The following is a 17,834-nucleotide window of genomic DNA, read 5'->3' as shown; positions in this document are numbered from 1 at the left end:
GCGATTGCCGCCGCCTTGCCCGACACCCAAGAACAAAAAAAGCCCGCTGCCGGGAGGAGGTGGCAGCGGGCTCGATTTCGAATACGACGCGGGAGGAGGTGCGCCGCACTCAGCGTCGGCATCGCATCTGGGAGGAGTAGATGGCCGACAACTGCGAAACTAGCGGTTGCCCAATGATTCGGCAATAGCAAAAGCTGCATAGCAGATGTGCAGATTCGCGCTATCAACCGAATATTACCATCGCCGCGACCAACCGAGGCGCTTGCGTGGCATCACTGGACCGGAACGTTCTCCTTGAGGATCAGGCGCGGTTCGATGAATTTCCGCGTCAGATAGGGCGCCGAGGAAGCGATCGAGCCGAGCAGGCGAATGACTGATTGCTCGGCGATCAGCCGTGCATTCTGGTCGATGACGACATCGAGCAGATCGTCGACGAGATAGCCGCGTGTCGCCCTTGTCAGGTCGTGACAGATGAACACTGGCTTCCTTTGCGGCTTGGCTTCCAGCAGCGCTTTCGCCACGCCAGAGCGTCCGGCGCCGACGCAATAGATGCCGAGCAGTTCCGGCTCGTTGTGCAGCGCCTTCATCGTCGCCGTATAGCTGATATCAGGCTCGTCGTTGATCTCGACGGCGCTGGTCACCGTCAAATTGCGGAACTCCTCGCTGAGCACCGAGCGAAAGCCCATTTCGCGTTCTTCATGCCCGCGATAGGAGCGTGAGCCGACGATCATCGCCAGGTGGCCCGTGCGACCGCCCAGGAAACGTCCCATCAAAAGGGCTGCGGTGCGCCCGGCGACACGGTTGTCGATGCCGACATAGGCCGATCGCGGCGCGCCCGGAACGTCCGACACCAGCGTGACCAGGCGGATGCCGGCTTCGACGATCTCGCGCAGGATGTTGCGCGTTCTCGGGTGATCGATCGCAATGACGCCGACGCCGTTCGCCCTAAGCGAGAGGTTTTCGACCGCCGCCTGCAACGCGTTCGGCGAGATGCCGGCGAGCTTGTGGATCCGACAGGAGGCGACAAGTGGCAAGCGTGCGGCATAGTCCTCGATATGATTTGCCAGATCCATCATGAAGGCGTTCGAGCCGATCGGCAGGAAAAACTCGAGATGTGCCGGCCGCGAGGGCAGCGTGACCTGATCCACGACCGGCAAATAGCCAAGCTGCTTGGCCGCCTCCATCACCCGCTGCCGGTTGGCGGCGCTGGCGCCCGGCCGGTTGTTCAGCACCCGGTCGACCGTCGCGGTCGACAGCCCGCAGCTTCTGGCGATGTCCGCAACGGTGGCTTTCATAGTCGCAGTCATAGGAGCCGATGTGATCCTGTACCAGAGATACGGCCAACCCGGCTTCCAACTGGCCACTCAGCCTTGTGGTTGCTTCCCCTGCACGATGGCGTCACGGATCTCCTTGTCGGACATGCCGGTGATGATCCGTTCGACTTCCGCGACGTTGGTGTTCTTCGGATCGATATCGTCGGCAACCACCTTGCCGCGGCGCATGACGACGATGCGGTCGACCACCTGGAAGACGTGGTGAATGTTGTGGGCGATGAAGATGCAGGAATGGCCCGAATCGCGGGCGCTGCGCACGAAGCTCAGCACACCTTGCGTCTCGGCGACGCCGAGATTGTTGGTCGGCTCGTCGAGGATGATGAGGTCGCTGTCGAAATGCATGGCGCGCGCGATCGCCACCGCCTGCCGCTCGCCGCCTGAGAGTGAGCCGATTGGTGTGGTCGGCGGGATGTCCTTCGAGATGCCGACCTGCTTGAGAAGATCGCGGGCAACAACGTTCATCGCCTCCTGGTCCATACGGTTGAGGAAACGCGGCGGCTTGATCGGCTCGCGCCCGAGGAACAGGTTGCGGGCGATCGACAATTGCGTGACCAGTGCGGAGTCCTGGTAGATCGTCTCGATGCCGTGAGCGATGGCGTCGCTGGTGCTGCGCAAGTCCACCTTCTTGCCGCGGATGAAGATGTCGCCGCTGGTCAGCGGGACCGCACCCGACAAGACCTTGATCAGCGTCGACTTGCCGGCGCCATTGTCGCCGAGCAGACCGACGATCTCCTTTTCGTTGACATGGAAATTGGCGTCCACCAGCGCTTGCACGCGCCCGTAGGACTTGCGGATGTTTTCCATGCGGACAAGCGGCTCAGCCATGGTTCAAGTCCCCGCCTGATGCCGGCGTTCCAGCCATGAGTGGAGCGCCATCATGCCGAGGATGATCGCGCCGATGAAGATGTTGTAGGCAAGCCCAGGCACGCCGATCAGCACGATGCCGTTGCGCATCACGCGCAGGATCAGGATGCCGAGCACAGTACCGATGATGGTGCCGCGTCCGCCGGTCAGCGCCGTGCCGCCGATCACCACCATGGCGATGACTTCCAGCTCGTAGCCGGTGCCGCTGTTCGGGTTGGCCGCCGAAGTGCGCAGCGAACTGATGACGCCGGCAAGCGAAGCCATGATCGACGACAGGATGAACAGGCCGATCTTGACGCCGCTGACATTGACGCCCCGCGCCCTTGCCGCATTGGGGTTGCCGCCGGCCGCCTGGATCCAGTTGCCGGTGCGGCTCTGCGTCAGCACGTAGCCAAGTGCGATCGCGGCTGCGATGAACCAGAACAGCGACATGTAGATGCGGAACGGCCCGATGAAGAAATCGCCGACCAGCGCCTCGGCGAGCCAGCTGCCTTCGGCGCTCCAGGTCCGCTGCGGGAATCCGCTGGTGACGAACAGAGCGGTGCCGCGCACCACCAGCAGCATGCCGAGCGTCACCAGGAAGGACGGTATCTTGAGTTGCGTCACGAACCAGCCATTGACCAGCCCGATGAAGGCGGCAACCAGCAAGGCCAACACAAAGCCGGCCTCCAGCGAGGTGAGGCCGCTGTTGAAGAGCGTCCACATCAAGACGGGCGAGAAGCCGAACAGCGATCCGACCGAGAGGTCGAATTCGCCTGAAGTCATCAACAGCGTCATCGCCAGCGCGATCAGGCCGAGCTCGACCGTGAAGGCCAGTATGTTGCTGATGTTCTGCGGCGACAGGAAATCGTGGTTGAACCCCCAGAACACCGCGAGCTCGACGACAAGCAGCACGAAGGGCCCGAATTCCGGCCTGGCGATCGAGCGTTGGATGATGGAACTGTTTTCCACGTTGGACCCGCGACATGGTTGGAACTGGCCAACCCCGGCGCCGCATAAGGCGGGTCGAGGCTCGGCAGGATGATGGGGATGATCGTGGCAGGCGTGCCGCGACCATCCCGATCGCGGTTTTATTTTCCGGACAGGATGTCGTCGTAGACCTGTGCGGTGTCCTTTTCGTAGAGCGCGCCGGTGATCACGTCGAAGCCGGGCGGAATGCCGCTCGCGGCCATGTTGGCGATCGAAAGCGCCACATAGCTGGTCGCCTGCGGATCCTGCCACTGCGCGGCATTGACGTAGCCGGTCAGCACCTCCTGGGTGGTGTCGAGCGAGTTGCCCCAGCCGACGACCGGGATCTCACCCGGCTTGATGCCGGCCTGGTCGAACACCCGCTTGATCGAGCCGGTCACCAGGTCGCCGAGACCGATGATCGCCTTGACCCTGGCCCTGTTGGCGGTGAGATAATCGACCATGCGGTTGATTGCTTCGGCCTGGTCGAGCGTGGCCTCGGTGATTTCATAGGTGATGCCGAGCGGCTCGAACACGCTCTTGATGCCCTCTTCTTCCTGGACGCCATAGGTGGCGCCGGGGATTTCAACCGGCATCCAGACAAAATCGCCCTTCTTCACCAGGCCCTTGTCGACCAGATACTGAGCCCAGTTCTTGCCGAAGGTGACGTTGTCGCCGCCGACATAGGCGTTGAAGTCCGCCTTCGGATCGGGCGTGTTGAAGTTGATGATCGGGATGTTTGCCGCTCGTGCCTCCTTGACGAGCTCGATAAGGCTGCCCGGGTCGGGGCTGGTGGTGGTGATGCCGTCGGCCTTTGCCGCGATGGCGGCGCGAACAGCCTCCTGCTGGGACGACACGTCGCCATTGTGGAACGAGGTGTTGACGGTGTTGCCGGTGTCCGTCGCCCATTGCTTGGCGCCGGCGAGGAAGTAGGTCCAGACCGGGTCGGCCGGGCCGCCATGCGAAATCCAGTAGAAGGTCTTGGCCTGTGCCGCCGCCGGAATCGCCAGCGCCACGATCAAGCCGAATACAAATAGTCGTAGCCTCGTCAGCATTTGATTTCCTCCCATTTTGAAAACGTCCTCCAGCTCCGGCGACGATCACGGCAGGCCTGACCGTATTCTTGCCCGCGGCGATCTGGATGCATCAGAGCATCCGCTTTTTCGATCAATGGCAAGCCTCCATTTGCCAGTGGTAGTTGGGGCACGACAATGCGCCATCAGCCATCTCATCAGATCGCATCAGTTTGGCTGATATCTTTTGCGGCAAGCGGTCTCGGCGCCGAAGACGAGGCGAAGGCGGGACGGAAGCTAAATGAGGTCGGCCCTGGCAAGGTCGCGCATCAGATGGCTGGCGCCGTAGGTCCAGTGGGGACAGTCGGGAGACAGCCGTACCCGGTTGATCAGGGCGCCGAATTTCTCCGATGAGATGGTGACGATGTCGCCGACCTTGTGCGTGAAGCCCTTGCCCTTTTCGCCGCGATCCTTCGACGGCACGAACATGGTGCCGAGATAGAGCGCCAGCCCGTCGGGGTACTGGTGATGCGGGCCCATGGCGGCGGCGACCAGTTCTTCGGGCGAGCGGCTGATCTCGGCCATCGAACTGGCGCCCTCCAGCGAGAAACCATCCTCGCCCTCGACCTTCAGCCGCACGGTGGCCTGCTTCACGTCACCAATGGAAAAGGTATCGTCGAACAGCCGGATGAACGGGCCGAGCGCGGCCGAAGCGTTGTTGTCCTTGGCCTTGCCGAGCAACAGCGCCGAGCGCCCTTCGACGTCGCGCAGATTGACGTCGTTGCCGAGCGTGGCGCCGACGATCTTGCCGCTGCCGGCGGCGATCATGGCGATCTCCGGCTCGGGATTGTTCCAGGTGGAGACCGGATGCAGGCCGACATCGGCGCCGAAGCCGACCGACGCCATCGGCTGGCATTTGGTGAAGATTTCGGCGTCGGGGCCGATGCCCACTTCCAGATATTGCGACCAAGCGCCGCGCTGGATCAGCTTGGCCTTGATCTCCATCGCCTCCGGCGAGCCTGGCTTGAGCTTCGACAGATCGTGGCCGATCAGCCCGGCAATGTCGGCGCGAATGGCGTCCGCCTTCTCGGCCGAGCCGCGCGCCTGCTCCTCGATGACCCGTTCGAGCAGACTGACGACGAAGGTGACGCCCGATGCCTTGATCGCCTGCAGGTCGACCGGAGAGAGCAGGTACGGTTTTTGCGGATCGCGCGCGGCCTGGAAACTGTTGGCGGCGATTGCATCGAGCGATCCGATCGGTTCGCCCGCGGCGGTGTGGACGTAGTCTGCTGGGTCCGGCATCTCGCAGACGTCGCGCACGGTTGGCGCCATGCTGGAGGTGATGTCGAAGACCGTGCCGCCGCGTACCGTGACCACCAGCGGATGCGATGCTTCGCTCGTCCGGGCGCGGCCAACGAAGAGGCCCTCGTCGGGCAGGAGGGTGGCGTTCGTCATGGCTTGCGGTCCTCTGCTGTCTTGTTCTGCGTCGTCGCTGCGGACCGATGGTTCATCAAAAGCCTGGCCGCGGCGGCGGCACTTTCAACAAATTCCCGACAAAGGTCTATCCCGTTCCTCGCGGTCGAGCCCCTGCGCTGCATTTCGCAGTGGCGGACGCCTTCCTCTTCAATCCCCCTGATGCCGAGATCAAAGGCTCTTTCAAAATCATGAAATCGTCACTAGGATTTTCATTTGACGAAGTACATTCAGGTGACTCTTGCCCCTAGCGTTTTCCGATCCGATCTGGCGGAAGCCGCCGGCGGCCCCTGCGTTCCGGTCGCTTTTTCCCGGCCGCCAGCGTGCCGATCTCGTCATTGTGGGTGGCGGGATTCTCGGTCTGTCGACAGCCTTGCATGCAGCCCGGTTCGGCCTTGCCGTGCAGGTGCTGGAAGCCGGCGAAATCGGCCAAGGCGCATCGGGCCTGAATGGCGGTCAGGTCATCCCCGGCCTGAAATATGATCCGGAATGGCTGCTGGAGCATTTTGGCTCCGAACGCGGCGAGATCCTCGTCAATTTTGCCGCCTCGACGGCGGACGCCGTCTTCGAATTGATCCGCGACGAGAAACTGGCGGTTCCGTTCGTCCGCAATGGCTGGATCCAAGCAGCGCACACCGAGACGGCGCTGAAGGCGGCGGCGAACAGGGACCGGCAGTGGCGGAACCGTGGCGCCGATGTCCGGCTTCTGAGCCAGACCGAGATCGCCGCGTTGACTGGCGCGCAGGGCTATCTCGGTGNACCGTGGCGCCGATGTCCGGCTTCTGAGCCAGACCGAGATCGCCGCGTTGACTGGCGCGCAGGGCTATCTCGGTGGCTGGCTCGACCGCCGCGCCGGCGTGATTGATCCGCTTGCCTATACGTCGGAACTGGCACGGATCGCCTCGGCCGCGGGCGTGAAGATCGCCGAACACCAGAAGGTGATACGCCTCGACAACAACGCCGGCATTTGGCGCATCTCGACGGAGGGCGGCGCCGAATTGCAGGCCAAAGCGGTCATTCTGGCGACGAACGCCTATACCGGCGACCTGCTCCCTGGTCTCGCCGAAACGATCGTTCCGCTGCACTCCTTCCAGATCGCGACAGCACCGCTGCCGTCCGATCTGGCGGCCGGGATTCTACCGGAACGGCAAGCAGTATCGGACTCACGTCGCATCCTCGTTTATTACCGCAAGAGTGCCGACGGGCGGCTGGTGCTCGGCGGGCGCGGCCGAATGGCGCTGCCGACCAGCGAAAGTGATTGGGCGCATCTCGAGCGCGCGCTGCTCCGGCTCTATCCGGCGCTATCCGGAGTCGCCATCGAAAAGCGCTGGTTTGGCCGGGTGGCGATGACGTCGGATCACCTCCCGCATATCCACGAGCCCGAGCAGGGCCTGATGGCAGTGGTCGGCTGCCAGGGCCGTGGCGTCGGCCTGATGACCGCGCTTGGCGAGCGCATTGCTGGCTATCTGGCGAGCGGCGACGCCAGGCAATTGCCGTTCCCGGTCTCGCAGATCCGGCCGATCCCATTCCACGTCTTTCGGCAGGTCGGCGTCGCCGCGACGATCGCCTGGTATCGTATGCTGGATGCATTCGAGCGCTGATTTTATGCCGATGCAGGAATCAGCTTGACAGTTTCAGGATTCTGAAAAATTCTTGAGTGATTTCAAATTTCGATGGGCAACCCCGATGTCGACCATCGTTGCAAGGCAGCCGCTGCCGGAGTCCCGATCCTCGACGGGTTTCCGGTTGGCCATGCTGCTGCCGGGCGGGCTGGTCACCTTCTTCCTGATCCTGTTTGCCCTCGGCCTCGTGGTTTTCCTCGCCCTTCGCGGCAATGACGGTTCGCTGCTGGGCGCCGGTTTCACTTTTGCGAATTTCATCACCGTGGCATCCGACCCGCTCTACTGGACGGTAACGCTGCGCTCGCTGGCCATTGCCAGCCTGGTGACGCTGGCGACGGTCGTCACCGCCTATCCCGTCGCCTACTACCTGGCCTTCCATGCCGGACGGCGGCGCGGGCTGCTGCTGTTTCTGGTGACGCTGCCGTTCTGGACCAGCTATCTCTTGCGCGTTTTCGCCTGGAAGATCGTGCTTGCCTACAATGGCGTGCTGAACTCGGCGCTCATCGAAAGCGGCATCTGGTCCGAACCGACACTGGCGTTTCTCAACACGCCGGCCGCCGTCGTCGTCACGCTGTCTCACGCCTATGCGCCGTTCGCCATCCTGCCTATCTATGTGGCGCTGGACACGATCCCGAAATCGCTGCTCGAAGCTGCTTCCGATCTCGGCGCCAGACCGTTCACCAGCTTTCGCCGCGTCGTGCTGCCGAATTCGATGCCGGGGGTGCTGGCGGCGGCTCTCGTCGTCTTCGTGCCGACGGTCGGCGATTATGTCACCCCGGCGCTGGTCGGCGGCCCTGCCAGCACCATGATCGGCTCGCTGATCCAGGCCCAGTTCGGCAAGGCAAATGACTGGCCGTTCGGCGCAGCACTCGCCGTTGCCGTCATGCTGGTCATCCTTGCCGTGGTGCTGGTCGTGCGTTCCGCCGACCGCAGGTTTGGCAGCCGCACATGAGCGCCGCGCGCATAGACGCAACGCAAGGTGGCCGCTGGCTCGGCGCCTACGTGCTTGTCTATCTGGTATTCCTCTATTTGCCGATCTCGCTGATCCCGCTGTTTTCCTTCAACGATTCGATCCAGGCGGCGTTTCCGCTGCAAGGCTTCACGTTTGAATGGTACACGACGCTGTCCGGCAATTCGGCGCTGTCCGGCGCGCTTGCCAACAGCCTCGTCATCGGTGCAATTGCCGCCACCGGTGCCACGCTCTGCGGCATCACCGTGTCCTACATGGATCTTTTTGGCCGTTCGCCGCTTGCCTTCACGATCAGCGCTATCGCGCGGCTGCCGATACTGATCCCCGGCGTCATCGTCGGCATCTCGCTGCTGATCCTGGTCAACCTCATTGGCTTCGGTCCGTCACGCACCGCCATCGTGCTCGGCCACATATTGGTGGCGCTGCCGACGACGGTGGTGATCATGAAAAGCCGCTTCGCCGCTATACCCAAGACCATCCACGAGGCGGCACTCGATCTCGGCGCCTCCGACTGGACGACATTCAGGCGGGTCATGCTGCCGCTCAGCCTGCCCGCCATTGTATCAGCGTTCATGCTGGCCTTCCTGATCTCCTTCGACGAGTTCATCGTCGCCTTCTTCCTCGCCGGCACCGAACCGACCTTGCCGCTTTATATCTGGAGCCAGCTGCGTTTCCCGAAATCGCTGCCGACCGTCATGGCACTGGGCACGGCCATCCTGGCCGTGTCCTTCGTCATCGCGGCAATTGCCGAAATCCTGCGCCATCGCGGGCTCGCCGCCGCTCAGCGGCCAGTGCCCGCCAACCTGCCCAAACCAGAAGAAACCGAAAGAGGAGAACTGCAATGGCATTCGACCTGAAATCGATAAATCGCAAGACGGTCCAAGCCGGATTGGCAGCCTTCGCGCTGGCGCTTTCGTCGACCGTCGCGCTTGCGGCCGACAAGCTGCAATATTTCACCTGGTCGGGCTACGAACTTCCCGACTTCAACAAGAGCTTCCTCGCCGCACACCCCGATGGCGTCGAGGCCTCGATGTTCGGCGACGACGATGACGCCTTCACCAAGGTCAAGGCCGGTTTCCGTCCTGACGTCGCGCATCCCTGCTACGACAAGGTGGCGCGCTGGAACAGGGAAGGCCTGCTGCAGCCAATCGACACCAAGCGCATCAAGAACTGGGATTCGATCTTTCCGGTTTTCAAGAACCTGCCCGACCTGCAGGCCGGCGACGGCAAAGTCTGGATGGTGCCGTGGGACTGGGGCAACACCTCGATCCTTTACCGCACCGATCTGGTGAAGAACCCGGAGCCGAGCTGGAACCTTTTGTGGGACAAGCAATATGCCGGGCGCATGGCGACGATCGATGCCGTCCACGACACGCCGGTGGTGGCGGCGCTTCTCGCCGGTGTCAATCCGTTCGACATGACGCCGGAACAGATGGAAAAGGTGGCTGAAAAACTGCGCGAGCAGCGCCCGCTGCTCTCCAACTACACCACCGACATGACCTCGGTCGAACAGGCGCTGGCGAGTGGCCAGTTGGTCGCCGCCATGACCTGGAACGCGTCGGCCACCTCGCTGAAGAAGCAGGGCGTGCCGGTCGAGTTCATGAAGCCTAGGGAAGGCATGCTGACCTGGTCGTGCGGCTTCGTCATGCTCAAGGACGCCAAGAATGTCGACCTCGCCTATGATTTCATCAACAGCCGGCTGGAGACGGATTCGGGAAAATACCTGATTCAGACCTATGGTTACGGCAGCTCAAACAGCTCGGCCTTCGCCGCGGTGCCGAAGGAGGAACTGGAAAAGCTGCAACTGCCGTCCGATCCGGAAGTGATGCTGAAGACTACCGTCTTCACCGGGCCGATGAAACAGAATGACGAACTCGCCAAGATGTTCGAGAAGGTCAAGGCAGGCGGCTGAGTTCGCTCTTCCTTCTCCCCTTGTGGGAGAAGGTGGATCGGCGCGTAGCGTCGAGACGGTAGAGGGGTGCTGGACAGAATGCGGGGTTTGCCAAGCTGGAACACCCCTCATCCGTCCGAGCGGAGCCTGTCCTCGGGCTTGCCGGAGGCAAGACCCGTGGGCTCGGCCACCTTCTCCCACACAGGGGGAGAAGGGAAAGTGCTGGCGAACGAGGAAGTATGCATGGATATACTGGACCAAGCGGCTGAAAAGCCGAAAGACGACGCCGATGTGCGGGTCGGCCGGCGCGTGCGGGCGCTCAGGCTGGAACGCAGTCTTTCGCTGGCCGAGCTTGCCGCCAAGGCCGGCGTTTCGATCGGTGCGCTCAGCCAGATCGAGCGCGGCTTGTCCTCGCTTCGCGTCAAGGTGATCTGGCCGCTCGCCGCCGCTCTCGACATCGAGCCGTCGGCGCTGATTGCTGACGGCAACGATGCCGTCAGCGATCTCTATTGCGTGCGCGCCAACAGTCGGCGCCAGATCCCGGTGAAGTCGGAAGGCATCGCCAAGGCGCTGCTGTCGCCGCCGGCCGCTACGCTCACCGGCATGCTGGTGACGGTAGAAGCCGGTGGCGGCACCGTCGAAGCCTACGCCCATCCCGGCCACGAATTCGGTTTCGTCCTGTCGGGCGAGGTCGAACTCGTGATCGATTCAACCACCTACGGGCTGAAGACCGGCGACAGCTTCGCCTTCAAGAGCACCTTGCTGCATGCCTTCCGCAATCCGGGCGCCGAGCGCTGCCAGATCCTCTGGGTCAACACGACCAAGCCGTCCGAGGTTCGCGATGGCGCCTGATCCTCTCGTCCGGCTGGAGGCGGTGTCGAAGATTTTCCCCGGCGGCATTGTCGGACTCGACGCCGTCGATCTCAACATTGCCCGCGGCGAGTTCCTGACCTTGCTCGGCCCATCTGGCTGCGGCAAGACCACTAGCCTGCGGGTGATCGCAGGATTCGAAAGCCCGTCGAGCGGACGGGTGCTGCTCGACAGCCGTGACATTACTTCGCTGCGGCCGTTCGACCGTCCCGTCAACACCGTGTTCCAGGACTATGCGCTGTTTCCGCACATGGACGTCGCCGAAAACGTCGGCTTCGGCCTGTCGCTGCGCAAGCTTTCCGGGGCAGAACAGGCAAAGCGCGTCGGCGAAGCGCTCGACATGGTTGGCCTTGCCGAGAAGCTCGGCGCCCGCGTGTCCGAATTGTCTGGCGGCCAGCGTCAGCGCGTCGCGCTTGCCCGTGCGATTGTCTGCGAACCACGTATGCTGCTGCTCGACGAGCCGCTGTCGGCGCTCGATGCGCATCTGCGCGAACAGATGCAGGTCGAATTGAAGCGGCTGCAGTCGCGGCTCGGCACCACTTTCGTCATGGTCACCCACGACCAGACCGAGGCGCTGTCGATCTCCGACCGTATCGTCGTCATGAACAAGGGCCGCATCGAGCAGATTGCGCCGCCGGCCACGCTCTACGACCGGCCCGCCACCAAATTCGTCGCCAGTTTCATCGGCACGATGAACCTGCTGCAGTCGCGCTTTGTCGGCCGTGACGGCGATCGGTTGCGTTTCGCCGCCGGCGCCCTGCCGCTCGAAGCCACTTCGGAAACCGGCGAAGTCCCGGGAGAAGGCGCGGTGCGAACCATCGGAGTGCGTCCGGAGGATCTTTTGGCGGCGACCGAAGCAGCGACCGGCACCGCGCCGGTGCGGGTGAGCAGCATCGTCTTTCACGGCCGCACCTTGCGCCTGCACGCCGAATTGGGGCAGGGGATACCAGTGGTGATCGATGCGCCACGCCGGGCGGAAGGTTTTCAATTCAGCGTCGGCGACGTAGCGCATATCAGCCTGCGCCGCGGCGCTAACTGCCCTATGCTGCCCATCTAACCCTATCCTTCCAGAAAACCGGAGGCACTACCCATGAGCAATCACCTGAACTTCTTTATCGACGGAAATGGGTCGCGCCCGTGGTGCCGGCGACGCTGGATGTGATCGATCCGTCCACCGAAGAGGCCTACACCAAAATCTCCGTCGGCTCGAAGGCCGATGTGGACCGCGCCGTGGCGGCGGCGAAGGGGGCCTTTCCGGCCTTTTCGCAAACCAGCAAGGCCGAGCGCCTGAAGCTGCTGAAGCGCATCCTCGAAGTCTACAACGAGCGCTACGAGGACATCGCCCAGGCTGTCAGCCAGGAGATGGGCGCGCCGATCACCTGGGCGCGCCAGGCGCAGGCCTGGGCGGGCAGGGCACATATGGAAGCCACTATTCATGCGCTGGAGGATTACGAATTCAGCGAGAAGCGCGGCACCACCATGGTGGTCAAGGAGCCGATCGGCGTTTGCGCGCTGATCACGCCATGGAACTGGCCGCTTAACCAGATCGTCTGCAAGGTGGCGCCGGCGATCGCCGCCGGCTGCACGGTCGTGCTGAAGCCTTCCGAGATCGCGCCGATCAGCGGCATCGTCTTTTCGGAAGTGATGGAAGCGGCCGGCACGCCGAAGGGGGTCTACAACATGGTCAACGGCACCGGTCCGGATGTCGGACAGGTCATGGCCGGACATCCCGATGTCGACATGGTTTCCTTCACCGGCTCGACCCGGGCCGGCATCATCGTCGCCAAGACGGCTGCCGAGACGGTCAAGCGCGTAGCGCAGGAACTCGGCGGCAAATCGCCCAACATCGTGCTTGCCGATGCCGACTTCGAGAAGGCCGTGCGCAAGGGCGTCAACGCGTGTTTCGGCAATAGCGGCCAGTCCTGCGATGCGCCGACGCGCATGCTGGTGCCGGCCGCCCGCCACGATGAGGCGCTGCTGATCGCCAAGAAGGCGGCCGAGGCGCACAAGGTCGGCGATCCGCGCTCGGAAGACACCAGGCTCGGGCCGGTGGTCAGCAACATCCAGTTCGACAAGATCCAGCGGCTGATCGAGGCCGGCATCGCCGAGGGTGCAACGCTGGTCGCCGGCGGTCCCGGCCGGCCGGAGCATCTTAATCGCGGTTATTACGTGCGGCCGACCGTCTTCGGCCACGTCACGCCGGGCATGACCATCGAGCGGGAAGAAATTTTTGGGCCGGTGCTTTCGGTCATCTCCTATGATGACGACGATGACGCGGTGAAAATCGCCAACGACACCGTCTATGGCCTCGCCGCCTACGTGCAATCAGGGGATATCGACCACGCGCGAAAAGTCGCCGGCCGGCTGCGCGCCGGGCAGGTCTCGATCAACTATCCGGAGTGGGACACCTTCGCGCCGTTCGGCGGCTACAAGCAATCCGGCAACGGCCGCGAATATGCCGATTGGGCGATCCACGATTTCCTCGAGATCAAGGGCATCATCGGCTACGGCGCTTAGGGCTTAACCCGAACAGCGCCGCGCATCCAAGAAGGTCGCTGTAGCGGGTCATCTGAGCTATTCGGCGGCTTCGCGGACAGGGATCAGGCGCCGCTCGACCTGCTGGAGATGCAGGCGCATCGCTGCCGCCGCGCCGCCGAGGTCACGCTCGGCGATCGCCTCGACGATCCGTTCATGGTCGGCGAAGCTGTGATGGTCTGCCGGAGGGCGGGCGCCTTCTGAACGGAGACGTCCCCAGACCACGGTGCGGCGCACGGCGTTCAGCACGTCGAACAGGCCGAGCAGCACATTGTTGCGGCTCGCCTGCGCAATCTGCCGGTGGAGCAGATTGTCGACATTCTCATATTGCCGCCACGTGACGGCCTCCCGCGTCTGCACCAGCGATTGCCGCATCGCGGCGATATCCGAAAGCGTGGCGTGCAGCGCCGCTTCGCGCGCAATTTCGGGCTCAAGGATGAGGCGCGCGCGCATCACATCGGCCGGATTGGTGCGCCCGGCGATTTCCGAAATGCCGATCGTCTCCTCGACCGGCCCGCTGCCGACGAACGTGCCCCTGCCGACGTGACGCCAGATGCGGCCGTCCTTCTCGAGCACCGCCAGCGCCTTGCGCAGATCGCCGCGCGATACGCCGAGACTCTCCGACAGTTCCCGCTCGGCAGGCAGCCGCGTCTCACCGGCATGATCCATCTGGGCAAGATAGGCCTGCAGCTGAACCAGGGCGGCGTGGCCGCCATTACCGGGATCGTCCATCAATTTAACCAATCCGCATATGATTTCCCTTGTCGGTGTTAAAACGATTAGCTCAAACCGTCAACTGCCGAGTTTTCTGGGCACACCCGTTCGATACGGTGCAGTTTCTCCTTGACCAATCCGTCCCATAGTCTTAACCAATCAAGGAAATTGTTACAAAAAACGGGAGGAATGACAATGGCCGGCGTGTCCAGACGTACCATCCTTGCCACCGCTTTCGCCGCGGTCCTGGCATGTGCAGCGCCCTTGTCGGCCGCAAATGCGGGCGACATGCGCATCGCATTCGGCGACCTTCCGGGCATCGAATCCATCCAGACGCTCGCCGCGATAGAGCGCGCCAAGGAACGCGGCGTGAATGTCGAGCTCATTGTTCTCAATGACGAGGATCTGGCTGCCCAAGCCATTGTCGGCGGCCAGGCCGATGTCGGCATCGGCGCGCCCTATACCTTGATCCAGAAGGTGGGCGTGCCGATCCGCATTTTCGCGCAGATATCGACGCTGCGCTTCTTTCCCGTCGTCAACAGCGAATTCTACAAGGAATGGAAGGATCTCGACGGGCAGGAGGTCGCCGTCCAGGCGCGCGGCTCCGGTACCGAGGCGGTCATGCTGCTGATGGCGAAAAACCACAGCATCAAGCTCGGCAACATCAGCTATGTCCCGGGTTCCGAGGTTCGCCGCAATGCGCTGCTCCAAGGGACCATCAAGGCGTCGATCGTCGATGCCGCCAACCGGCGTGCGCTCGAGGCCGAAGCCCCCGGCAAGTTCATCGTTCTGCCGGTCGAGGATCTCGGCGCCTCTGACGAAGCGCTTTTCGCGACCGCGGGCTATCTGAAGAACAACGCCGCCGACGTCGACATCCTGGTCGAGGAACTGATGAAGACCGCGCGCGAGATCACCGCGAACCCCGCGGTCGCCGTCGAGCTTCGCAACAAATATAAACTGCTGCCGGATCTCGGCGCTGAAGCCGACAGCGAAATCACCGAATACTACAAGGAAACCGCGGAAGCCGGCAGTCTTGCGCTGAACGGCGGCGGAGCCGATGCGGCCAAGGACGACTTTGCCTTCTTCAGCCTTGCCGGCCAGATCGAAGGCGATCCCGCCAGCCTCAAGGTCGAGGACTTCTGGGATGTCTCCGCAATCGACCGCGCCGTCGCCAAGCTCGGCAAGAAATAGGCGGCCTGCCGAATGGCCGTAAGCATCAGAACCGACGGCGAGGCTGCCGGCCTCGCTCCTCTTTCCAATCGCAGCGCAACGGGCGCATCGTGGGACCAGCCGGTCCTGCTCAGGCTGGTGTCGATCGCCCTGTTCGCAGGAATTTGGGAGGTGGCTGGGCGCATTCCGGTCAGCTTCGCCTTCCCGACTTTTTCCGATACGGTCGTCGCGTTCTTCGGACTGCTCGCCGACGGCAGCCTGGCAACCGCCTATCTTTCGACGCTGCAGCCGCTGGTGCTTGGCGTTGTCCTGTCGGCGTTCCTGGGTGTCGGCCTCGGCACGATCTGTGGCCTGTGGCGCACCGGCGAATGGCTGGTGATCCCCGTGTTCATCGTGCTTCAGGCAGCACCGGTCGCCGCCTTCATTCCGATGGTCACCTTTGTCTACGGAATAGGCATGACCGCCAAGACGCTCGCCGTCATGATACTGGCGCTGCCGGTCATCGTGCTCAACACCTACAAGGCCGTGCGCAACGTCAACGAGTCGTTGCTGGTCATGTGCCGATCCTTCCTCGGCACCCGCTGGCAGACCGTCGCCAAGATCATCCTTCCGGACGCCAGCCCGGTGATTTTTGCCGGCTTGCGCCTCGGCGTCGCTGCCGGCTTCGTCGGCGTGGTGCTCGCCGAACTGCTGATTACCCCGACCGGCATCGGCGACCTCATCACCTTTCACCGCTCGCGCGCAGACTACGCCGAGATGTACGCAACAATCGCCTCGATCATTGCGCTTTCCACCCTGACGCTCGTCTTTCTGCAGTGGGTGGAAGTCCGCGTTTTCAGGCCCGAGAGCAGAGGTGCTTAAGATGGGCGCGACCGCATTGCGAAATGGACCGTCGCCGGTTCCCGCACCGATCGATTCAATCGTGGAAGTGAGGGGAATCTCCAAGACCTACGGCAATGTCGAGGCGCTGCGCGGCATCGACCTCGACTTTCCCAGGGGCAAGCTGACCAGCCTTCTCGGACCCAGCGGCTGCGGAAAGACGACGCTGCTGAAGATCATAGCGGGGCTTATACGGGCCGATGGCGGCACCGTCGCGATCAACGGCAAGCACGTCACCGCACCCGGCCCCGAACGCGCTTTCGTGTTCCAGGATTTTGCGCTGATGCCGTGGGCGACCGTGATGCGCAATGTGGCCTTCGGACTTGAATTGCGCGGCACCAACAAGGCCGAGCGCGAAGCGATCGCCCGACGCTACATCGCCGAGGTGGGGCTCGCCGGATTCGAGGACAAATATCCGCATCAGCTGTCGGGCGGCATGCGCCAGCGCGTCGGCCTGGCGCGCGCATTGTCGGTCGATGCCGACGTCCTGCTGCTCGATGAACCGTTTTCGGCGGTCGACGAGCAGAACCGGCGGAAATTCCAGGAAGACCTGATCCGGCTGCGCACCAACCAGAACAAGACCTTCATCTTCGTGACGCACTCGATCGAGGAAGCGGTCTACATCTCCGACCGCATCGTCTTGCTGTCGCCGAGACCCGGCCGGGTTTCGCAGATCATCGAACCGGAAATCGATCGCTCCGGCGACCCCGAGCGCATCCATCGCGACAGGCACTATCTCGATACTGTCGAGGAGATCTGGCAGGGGCTGAAGCAGTATGTGGAGTGAGCGGCCGTGACCTTGTTTGGCTACCGTGTGCCAATGATGGCGTCCCTGCTGGTCTGGTGCGTCGTATGGGAAATCGTCGGCCGGCTCGACCTTGTCTTTCTGCTGCCGCCGTTTAGCGACGTGCTTGTTGCAGCGGTCAGCCTGGTGCAGACGCCGTCCTGGCAGAGCGCGACAGGCACGACCCTTCGCGCCTTCGCGACGGGCATGGCCCTGTCGATCGTTGTCGGCGTGCCATTGGGTATCCTGATGGGACGCGTCAAGATCGCCGACGACCTGCTCGGCATGTGGGTCAACATCTTTTCAAGCGCACCGCTCTCGGCGATCGTCCCGGTGCTGATGATCCTGTTCGGCTTCGGCGAGAAGACGATCGTTGCGGCGGTGTTCCTGTTTGCGATCTGGATCATCGTTCTCGACACCCGCGCCGGGGTCCGCCATATCTCGCCGTCGCTGATCGAGATGGCGCGTTCCTATGGCGCCTCGCGCCCGGCGCTCTATAGCAAGATCATCCTGTGGGCGGCCCTTCCGGAAATCCTTGCCGGCATTCGCCTCGGCCTCATCCGCGGCGTCAAGGGCGTCGTCATCGGCCAGTTGCTCGTCGCCATCGTCGGCTACGGTGCGCTGTTCGAAACCTTCTCGCGAAATTTCCGCATGGCCGAATTCTGGGCCTTGACCATCATCCTTTTTGCCTTCGCCCTGCTGATCGCCGAACTGATCGAACGGGCCGAAGCCAAAGTCGAATACTACGCAGGAGCAAGACAGTGAAC

17 protein-coding genes and 1 pseudogene are annotated in these 17,834 nt (G+C 63.0%); 12 read left to right on the top strand and 6 right to left on the bottom strand.

Annotated features, from left to right (window positions below; translation table 11 throughout):
- Positions 1 to 272 precede the first annotated feature (272 nt).
- The 5 genes from X738_RS58955 to X738_RS58935 all read right to left on the bottom strand — a co-directional run bounded on the left by X738_RS58955 (position 273) and on the right by X738_RS58935 (position 5,614).
- A complete protein-coding gene (locus tag X738_RS58955; RefSeq protein ID WP_023799450.1) occupies positions 273 to 1,295 on the bottom strand; it encodes a LacI family DNA-binding transcriptional regulator in 1,023 nt (340 codons plus the stop codon).
- A gap of 69 nt (positions 1,296 to 1,364) precedes the next feature.
- Positions 1,365 to 2,159 carry an ATP-binding cassette domain-containing protein gene (locus tag X738_RS58950; protein ID WP_023799449.1) on the bottom strand — a complete coding sequence of 265 codons (795 nt, stop codon included), beginning with the start codon at positions 2,157 to 2,159 and terminating at the stop codon, positions 1,365 to 1,367.
- 3 nt (positions 2,160 to 2,162) lie between these two features.
- Positions 2,163 to 3,149, bottom strand: coding sequence for an ABC transporter permease (locus X738_RS58945; RefSeq protein ID WP_023799448.1), 987 nt, complete (start codon positions 3,147 to 3,149; stop codon positions 2,163 to 2,165).
- A gap of 119 nt (positions 3,150 to 3,268) precedes the next feature.
- Positions 3,269 to 4,201, bottom strand: coding sequence for a substrate-binding domain-containing protein (locus X738_RS58940; protein WP_023799447.1), 933 nt, complete (start codon positions 4,199 to 4,201; stop codon positions 3,269 to 3,271).
- Between the two features lie 255 nt (positions 4,202 to 4,456).
- Positions 4,457 to 5,614 carry a fumarylacetoacetate hydrolase family protein gene (locus X738_RS58935; protein WP_023799446.1) on the bottom strand — a complete coding sequence of 386 codons (1,158 nt, stop codon included), beginning with the start codon at positions 5,612 to 5,614 and terminating at the stop codon, positions 4,457 to 4,459.
- 358 nt (positions 5,615 to 5,972) lie between these two features.
- On the opposite strand from X738_RS58935, the gene X738_RS87035 reads away from it, so the two are divergent.
- From X738_RS87035 to X738_RS58900, 8 genes and pseudogenes are all read left to right on the top strand, one after another.
- Entirely contained in the window at positions 5,973 to 6,497 is a 525-nt protein-coding gene (locus X738_RS87035) for an NAD(P)/FAD-dependent oxidoreductase (RefSeq protein WP_441295546.1), read from the top strand.
- Positions 6,439 to 7,233 carry an NAD(P)/FAD-dependent oxidoreductase gene (locus X738_RS87030; protein ID WP_023799444.1) on the top strand — a complete coding sequence of 265 codons (795 nt, stop codon included), beginning with the start codon at positions 6,439 to 6,441 and terminating at the stop codon, positions 7,231 to 7,233. The genes X738_RS87035 and X738_RS87030 overlap by 59 nt, the downstream gene beginning before the upstream one ends.
- Before the next feature lie 85 nt (positions 7,234 to 7,318).
- Positions 7,319 to 8,206 carry an ABC transporter permease gene (locus tag X738_RS58925; protein WP_023799443.1) on the top strand — a complete coding sequence of 296 codons (888 nt, stop codon included), beginning with the start codon at positions 7,319 to 7,321 and terminating at the stop codon, positions 8,204 to 8,206.
- A complete protein-coding gene (locus X738_RS58920) occupies positions 8,203 to 9,081 on the top strand; it encodes an ABC transporter permease (RefSeq protein ID WP_023799442.1) in 879 nt (292 codons plus the stop codon). Before X738_RS58925 ends, X738_RS58920 begins: the two co-directional genes overlap by 4 nt.
- Positions 9,066 to 10,136, top strand: a complete 1,071-nt coding sequence (locus X738_RS58915) for an ABC transporter substrate-binding protein (protein ID WP_023799441.1) — start codon at positions 9,066 to 9,068, stop codon at positions 10,134 to 10,136. Before X738_RS58920 ends, X738_RS58915 begins: the two co-directional genes overlap by 16 nt.
- Before the next feature lie 222 nt (positions 10,137 to 10,358).
- Entirely contained in the window at positions 10,359 to 10,967 is a 609-nt protein-coding gene (locus tag X738_RS58910; protein WP_023799440.1) for a cupin domain-containing protein, read from the top strand.
- Complete coding sequence (locus tag X738_RS58905; protein WP_023799439.1) at positions 10,957 to 12,042, top strand: ABC transporter ATP-binding protein; 1,086 nt, start codon at positions 10,957 to 10,959, stop codon at positions 12,040 to 12,042. Before X738_RS58910 ends, X738_RS58905 begins: the two co-directional genes overlap by 11 nt.
- A gap of 33 nt (positions 12,043 to 12,075) precedes the next feature.
- Positions 12,076 to 13,502, top strand: a pseudogene (locus tag X738_RS58900) (aldehyde dehydrogenase family protein).
- A 57-nt stretch (positions 13,503 to 13,559) separates the two neighbouring features.
- Here the strand turns inward: X738_RS58900 and X738_RS58895 are convergent.
- A complete protein-coding gene (locus X738_RS58895) occupies positions 13,560 to 14,252 on the bottom strand; it encodes a FadR/GntR family transcriptional regulator (RefSeq protein ID WP_023799437.1) in 693 nt (230 codons plus the stop codon).
- 177 nt (positions 14,253 to 14,429) lie between these two features.
- Here X738_RS58895 and X738_RS58890 point away from each other — a divergent pair, with 177 nt between their 5' ends.
- The 4 genes from X738_RS58890 to X738_RS58875 are packed head-to-tail and all read left to right on the top strand — an operon-like array spanning position 14,430 to position 17,832.
- Positions 14,430 to 15,425, top strand: a complete 996-nt coding sequence (locus X738_RS58890; protein WP_023799436.1) for an ABC transporter substrate-binding protein — start codon at positions 14,430 to 14,432, stop codon at positions 15,423 to 15,425.
- A gap of 12 nt (positions 15,426 to 15,437) precedes the next feature.
- Positions 15,438 to 16,265: an ABC transporter permease gene (locus X738_RS58885; RefSeq protein ID WP_023799435.1), complete on the top strand. Its 828-nt coding sequence runs from the start codon at positions 15,438 to 15,440 to the stop codon at positions 16,263 to 16,265.
- Between the two features lies 1 nt (position 16,266).
- Positions 16,267 to 17,070 (top strand): ABC transporter ATP-binding protein, encoded by an 804-nt coding sequence (locus tag X738_RS58880; protein ID WP_023799434.1) that lies wholly within the window; start codon positions 16,267 to 16,269, stop codon positions 17,068 to 17,070.
- A 6-nt stretch (positions 17,071 to 17,076) separates the two neighbouring features.
- Positions 17,077 to 17,832, top strand: a complete 756-nt coding sequence (locus tag X738_RS58875) for an ABC transporter permease (protein WP_031255015.1) — start codon at positions 17,077 to 17,079, stop codon at positions 17,830 to 17,832.
- The last annotated feature ends 2 nt before the right edge of the window (positions 17,833 to 17,834 follow it).

The organism is Mesorhizobium sp. L48C026A00 (assembly GCF_000502375.1).
Lineage (GTDB): Bacteria > Pseudomonadota > Alphaproteobacteria > Rhizobiales > Rhizobiaceae > Mesorhizobium > Mesorhizobium muleiense.
This window is presented reverse-complemented; position numbering and strand designations above follow the sequence as displayed.

What these genes read in the sequence shown, in the direction of transcription:
- X738_RS58955 (WP_023799450.1), bottom strand. Translation starts at nt 1,295, where the DNA reads ATGAAAGCCACCGTTGCGGACATCGCCAGAAGCTGCGGGCTGTCGACC.
- X738_RS58950 (WP_023799449.1), bottom strand. Translation starts at nt 2,159, where the DNA reads ATGGCTGAGCCGCTTGTCCGCATGGAAAACATCCGCAAGTCCTACGGG.
- X738_RS58940 (WP_023799447.1), bottom strand. Translation starts at nt 4,201, where the DNA reads ATGCTGACGAGGCTACGACTATTTGTATTCGGCTTGATCGTGGCGCTG.
- X738_RS58935 (WP_023799446.1), bottom strand. Translation starts at nt 5,614, where the DNA reads ATGACGAACGCCACCCTCCTGCCCGACGAGGGCCTCTTCGTTGGCCGC.
- X738_RS58925 (WP_023799443.1), top strand. Translation starts at nt 7,319, where the DNA reads ATGTCGACCATCGTTGCAAGGCAGCCGCTGCCGGAGTCCCGATCCTCG.
- X738_RS58920 (WP_023799442.1), top strand. Translation starts at nt 8,203, where the DNA reads ATGAGCGCCGCGCGCATAGACGCAACGCAAGGTGGCCGCTGGCTCGGC.
- X738_RS58915 (WP_023799441.1), top strand. Translation starts at nt 9,066, where the DNA reads ATGGCATTCGACCTGAAATCGATAAATCGCAAGACGGTCCAAGCCGGA.
- X738_RS58910 (WP_023799440.1), top strand. Translation starts at nt 10,359, where the DNA reads ATGGATATACTGGACCAAGCGGCTGAAAAGCCGAAAGACGACGCCGAT.
- X738_RS58905 (WP_023799439.1), top strand. Translation starts at nt 10,957, where the DNA reads ATGGCGCCTGATCCTCTCGTCCGGCTGGAGGCGGTGTCGAAGATTTTC.
- X738_RS58895 (WP_023799437.1), bottom strand. Translation starts at nt 14,252, where the DNA reads ATGGACGATCCCGGTAATGGCGGCCACGCCGCCCTGGTTCAGCTGCAG.
- X738_RS58890 (WP_023799436.1), top strand. Translation starts at nt 14,430, where the DNA reads ATGGCCGGCGTGTCCAGACGTACCATCCTTGCCACCGCTTTCGCCGCG.
- X738_RS58885 (WP_023799435.1), top strand. Translation starts at nt 15,438, where the DNA reads ATGGCCGTAAGCATCAGAACCGACGGCGAGGCTGCCGGCCTCGCTCCT.
- X738_RS58880 (WP_023799434.1), top strand. Translation starts at nt 16,267, where the DNA reads ATGGGCGCGACCGCATTGCGAAATGGACCGTCGCCGGTTCCCGCACCG.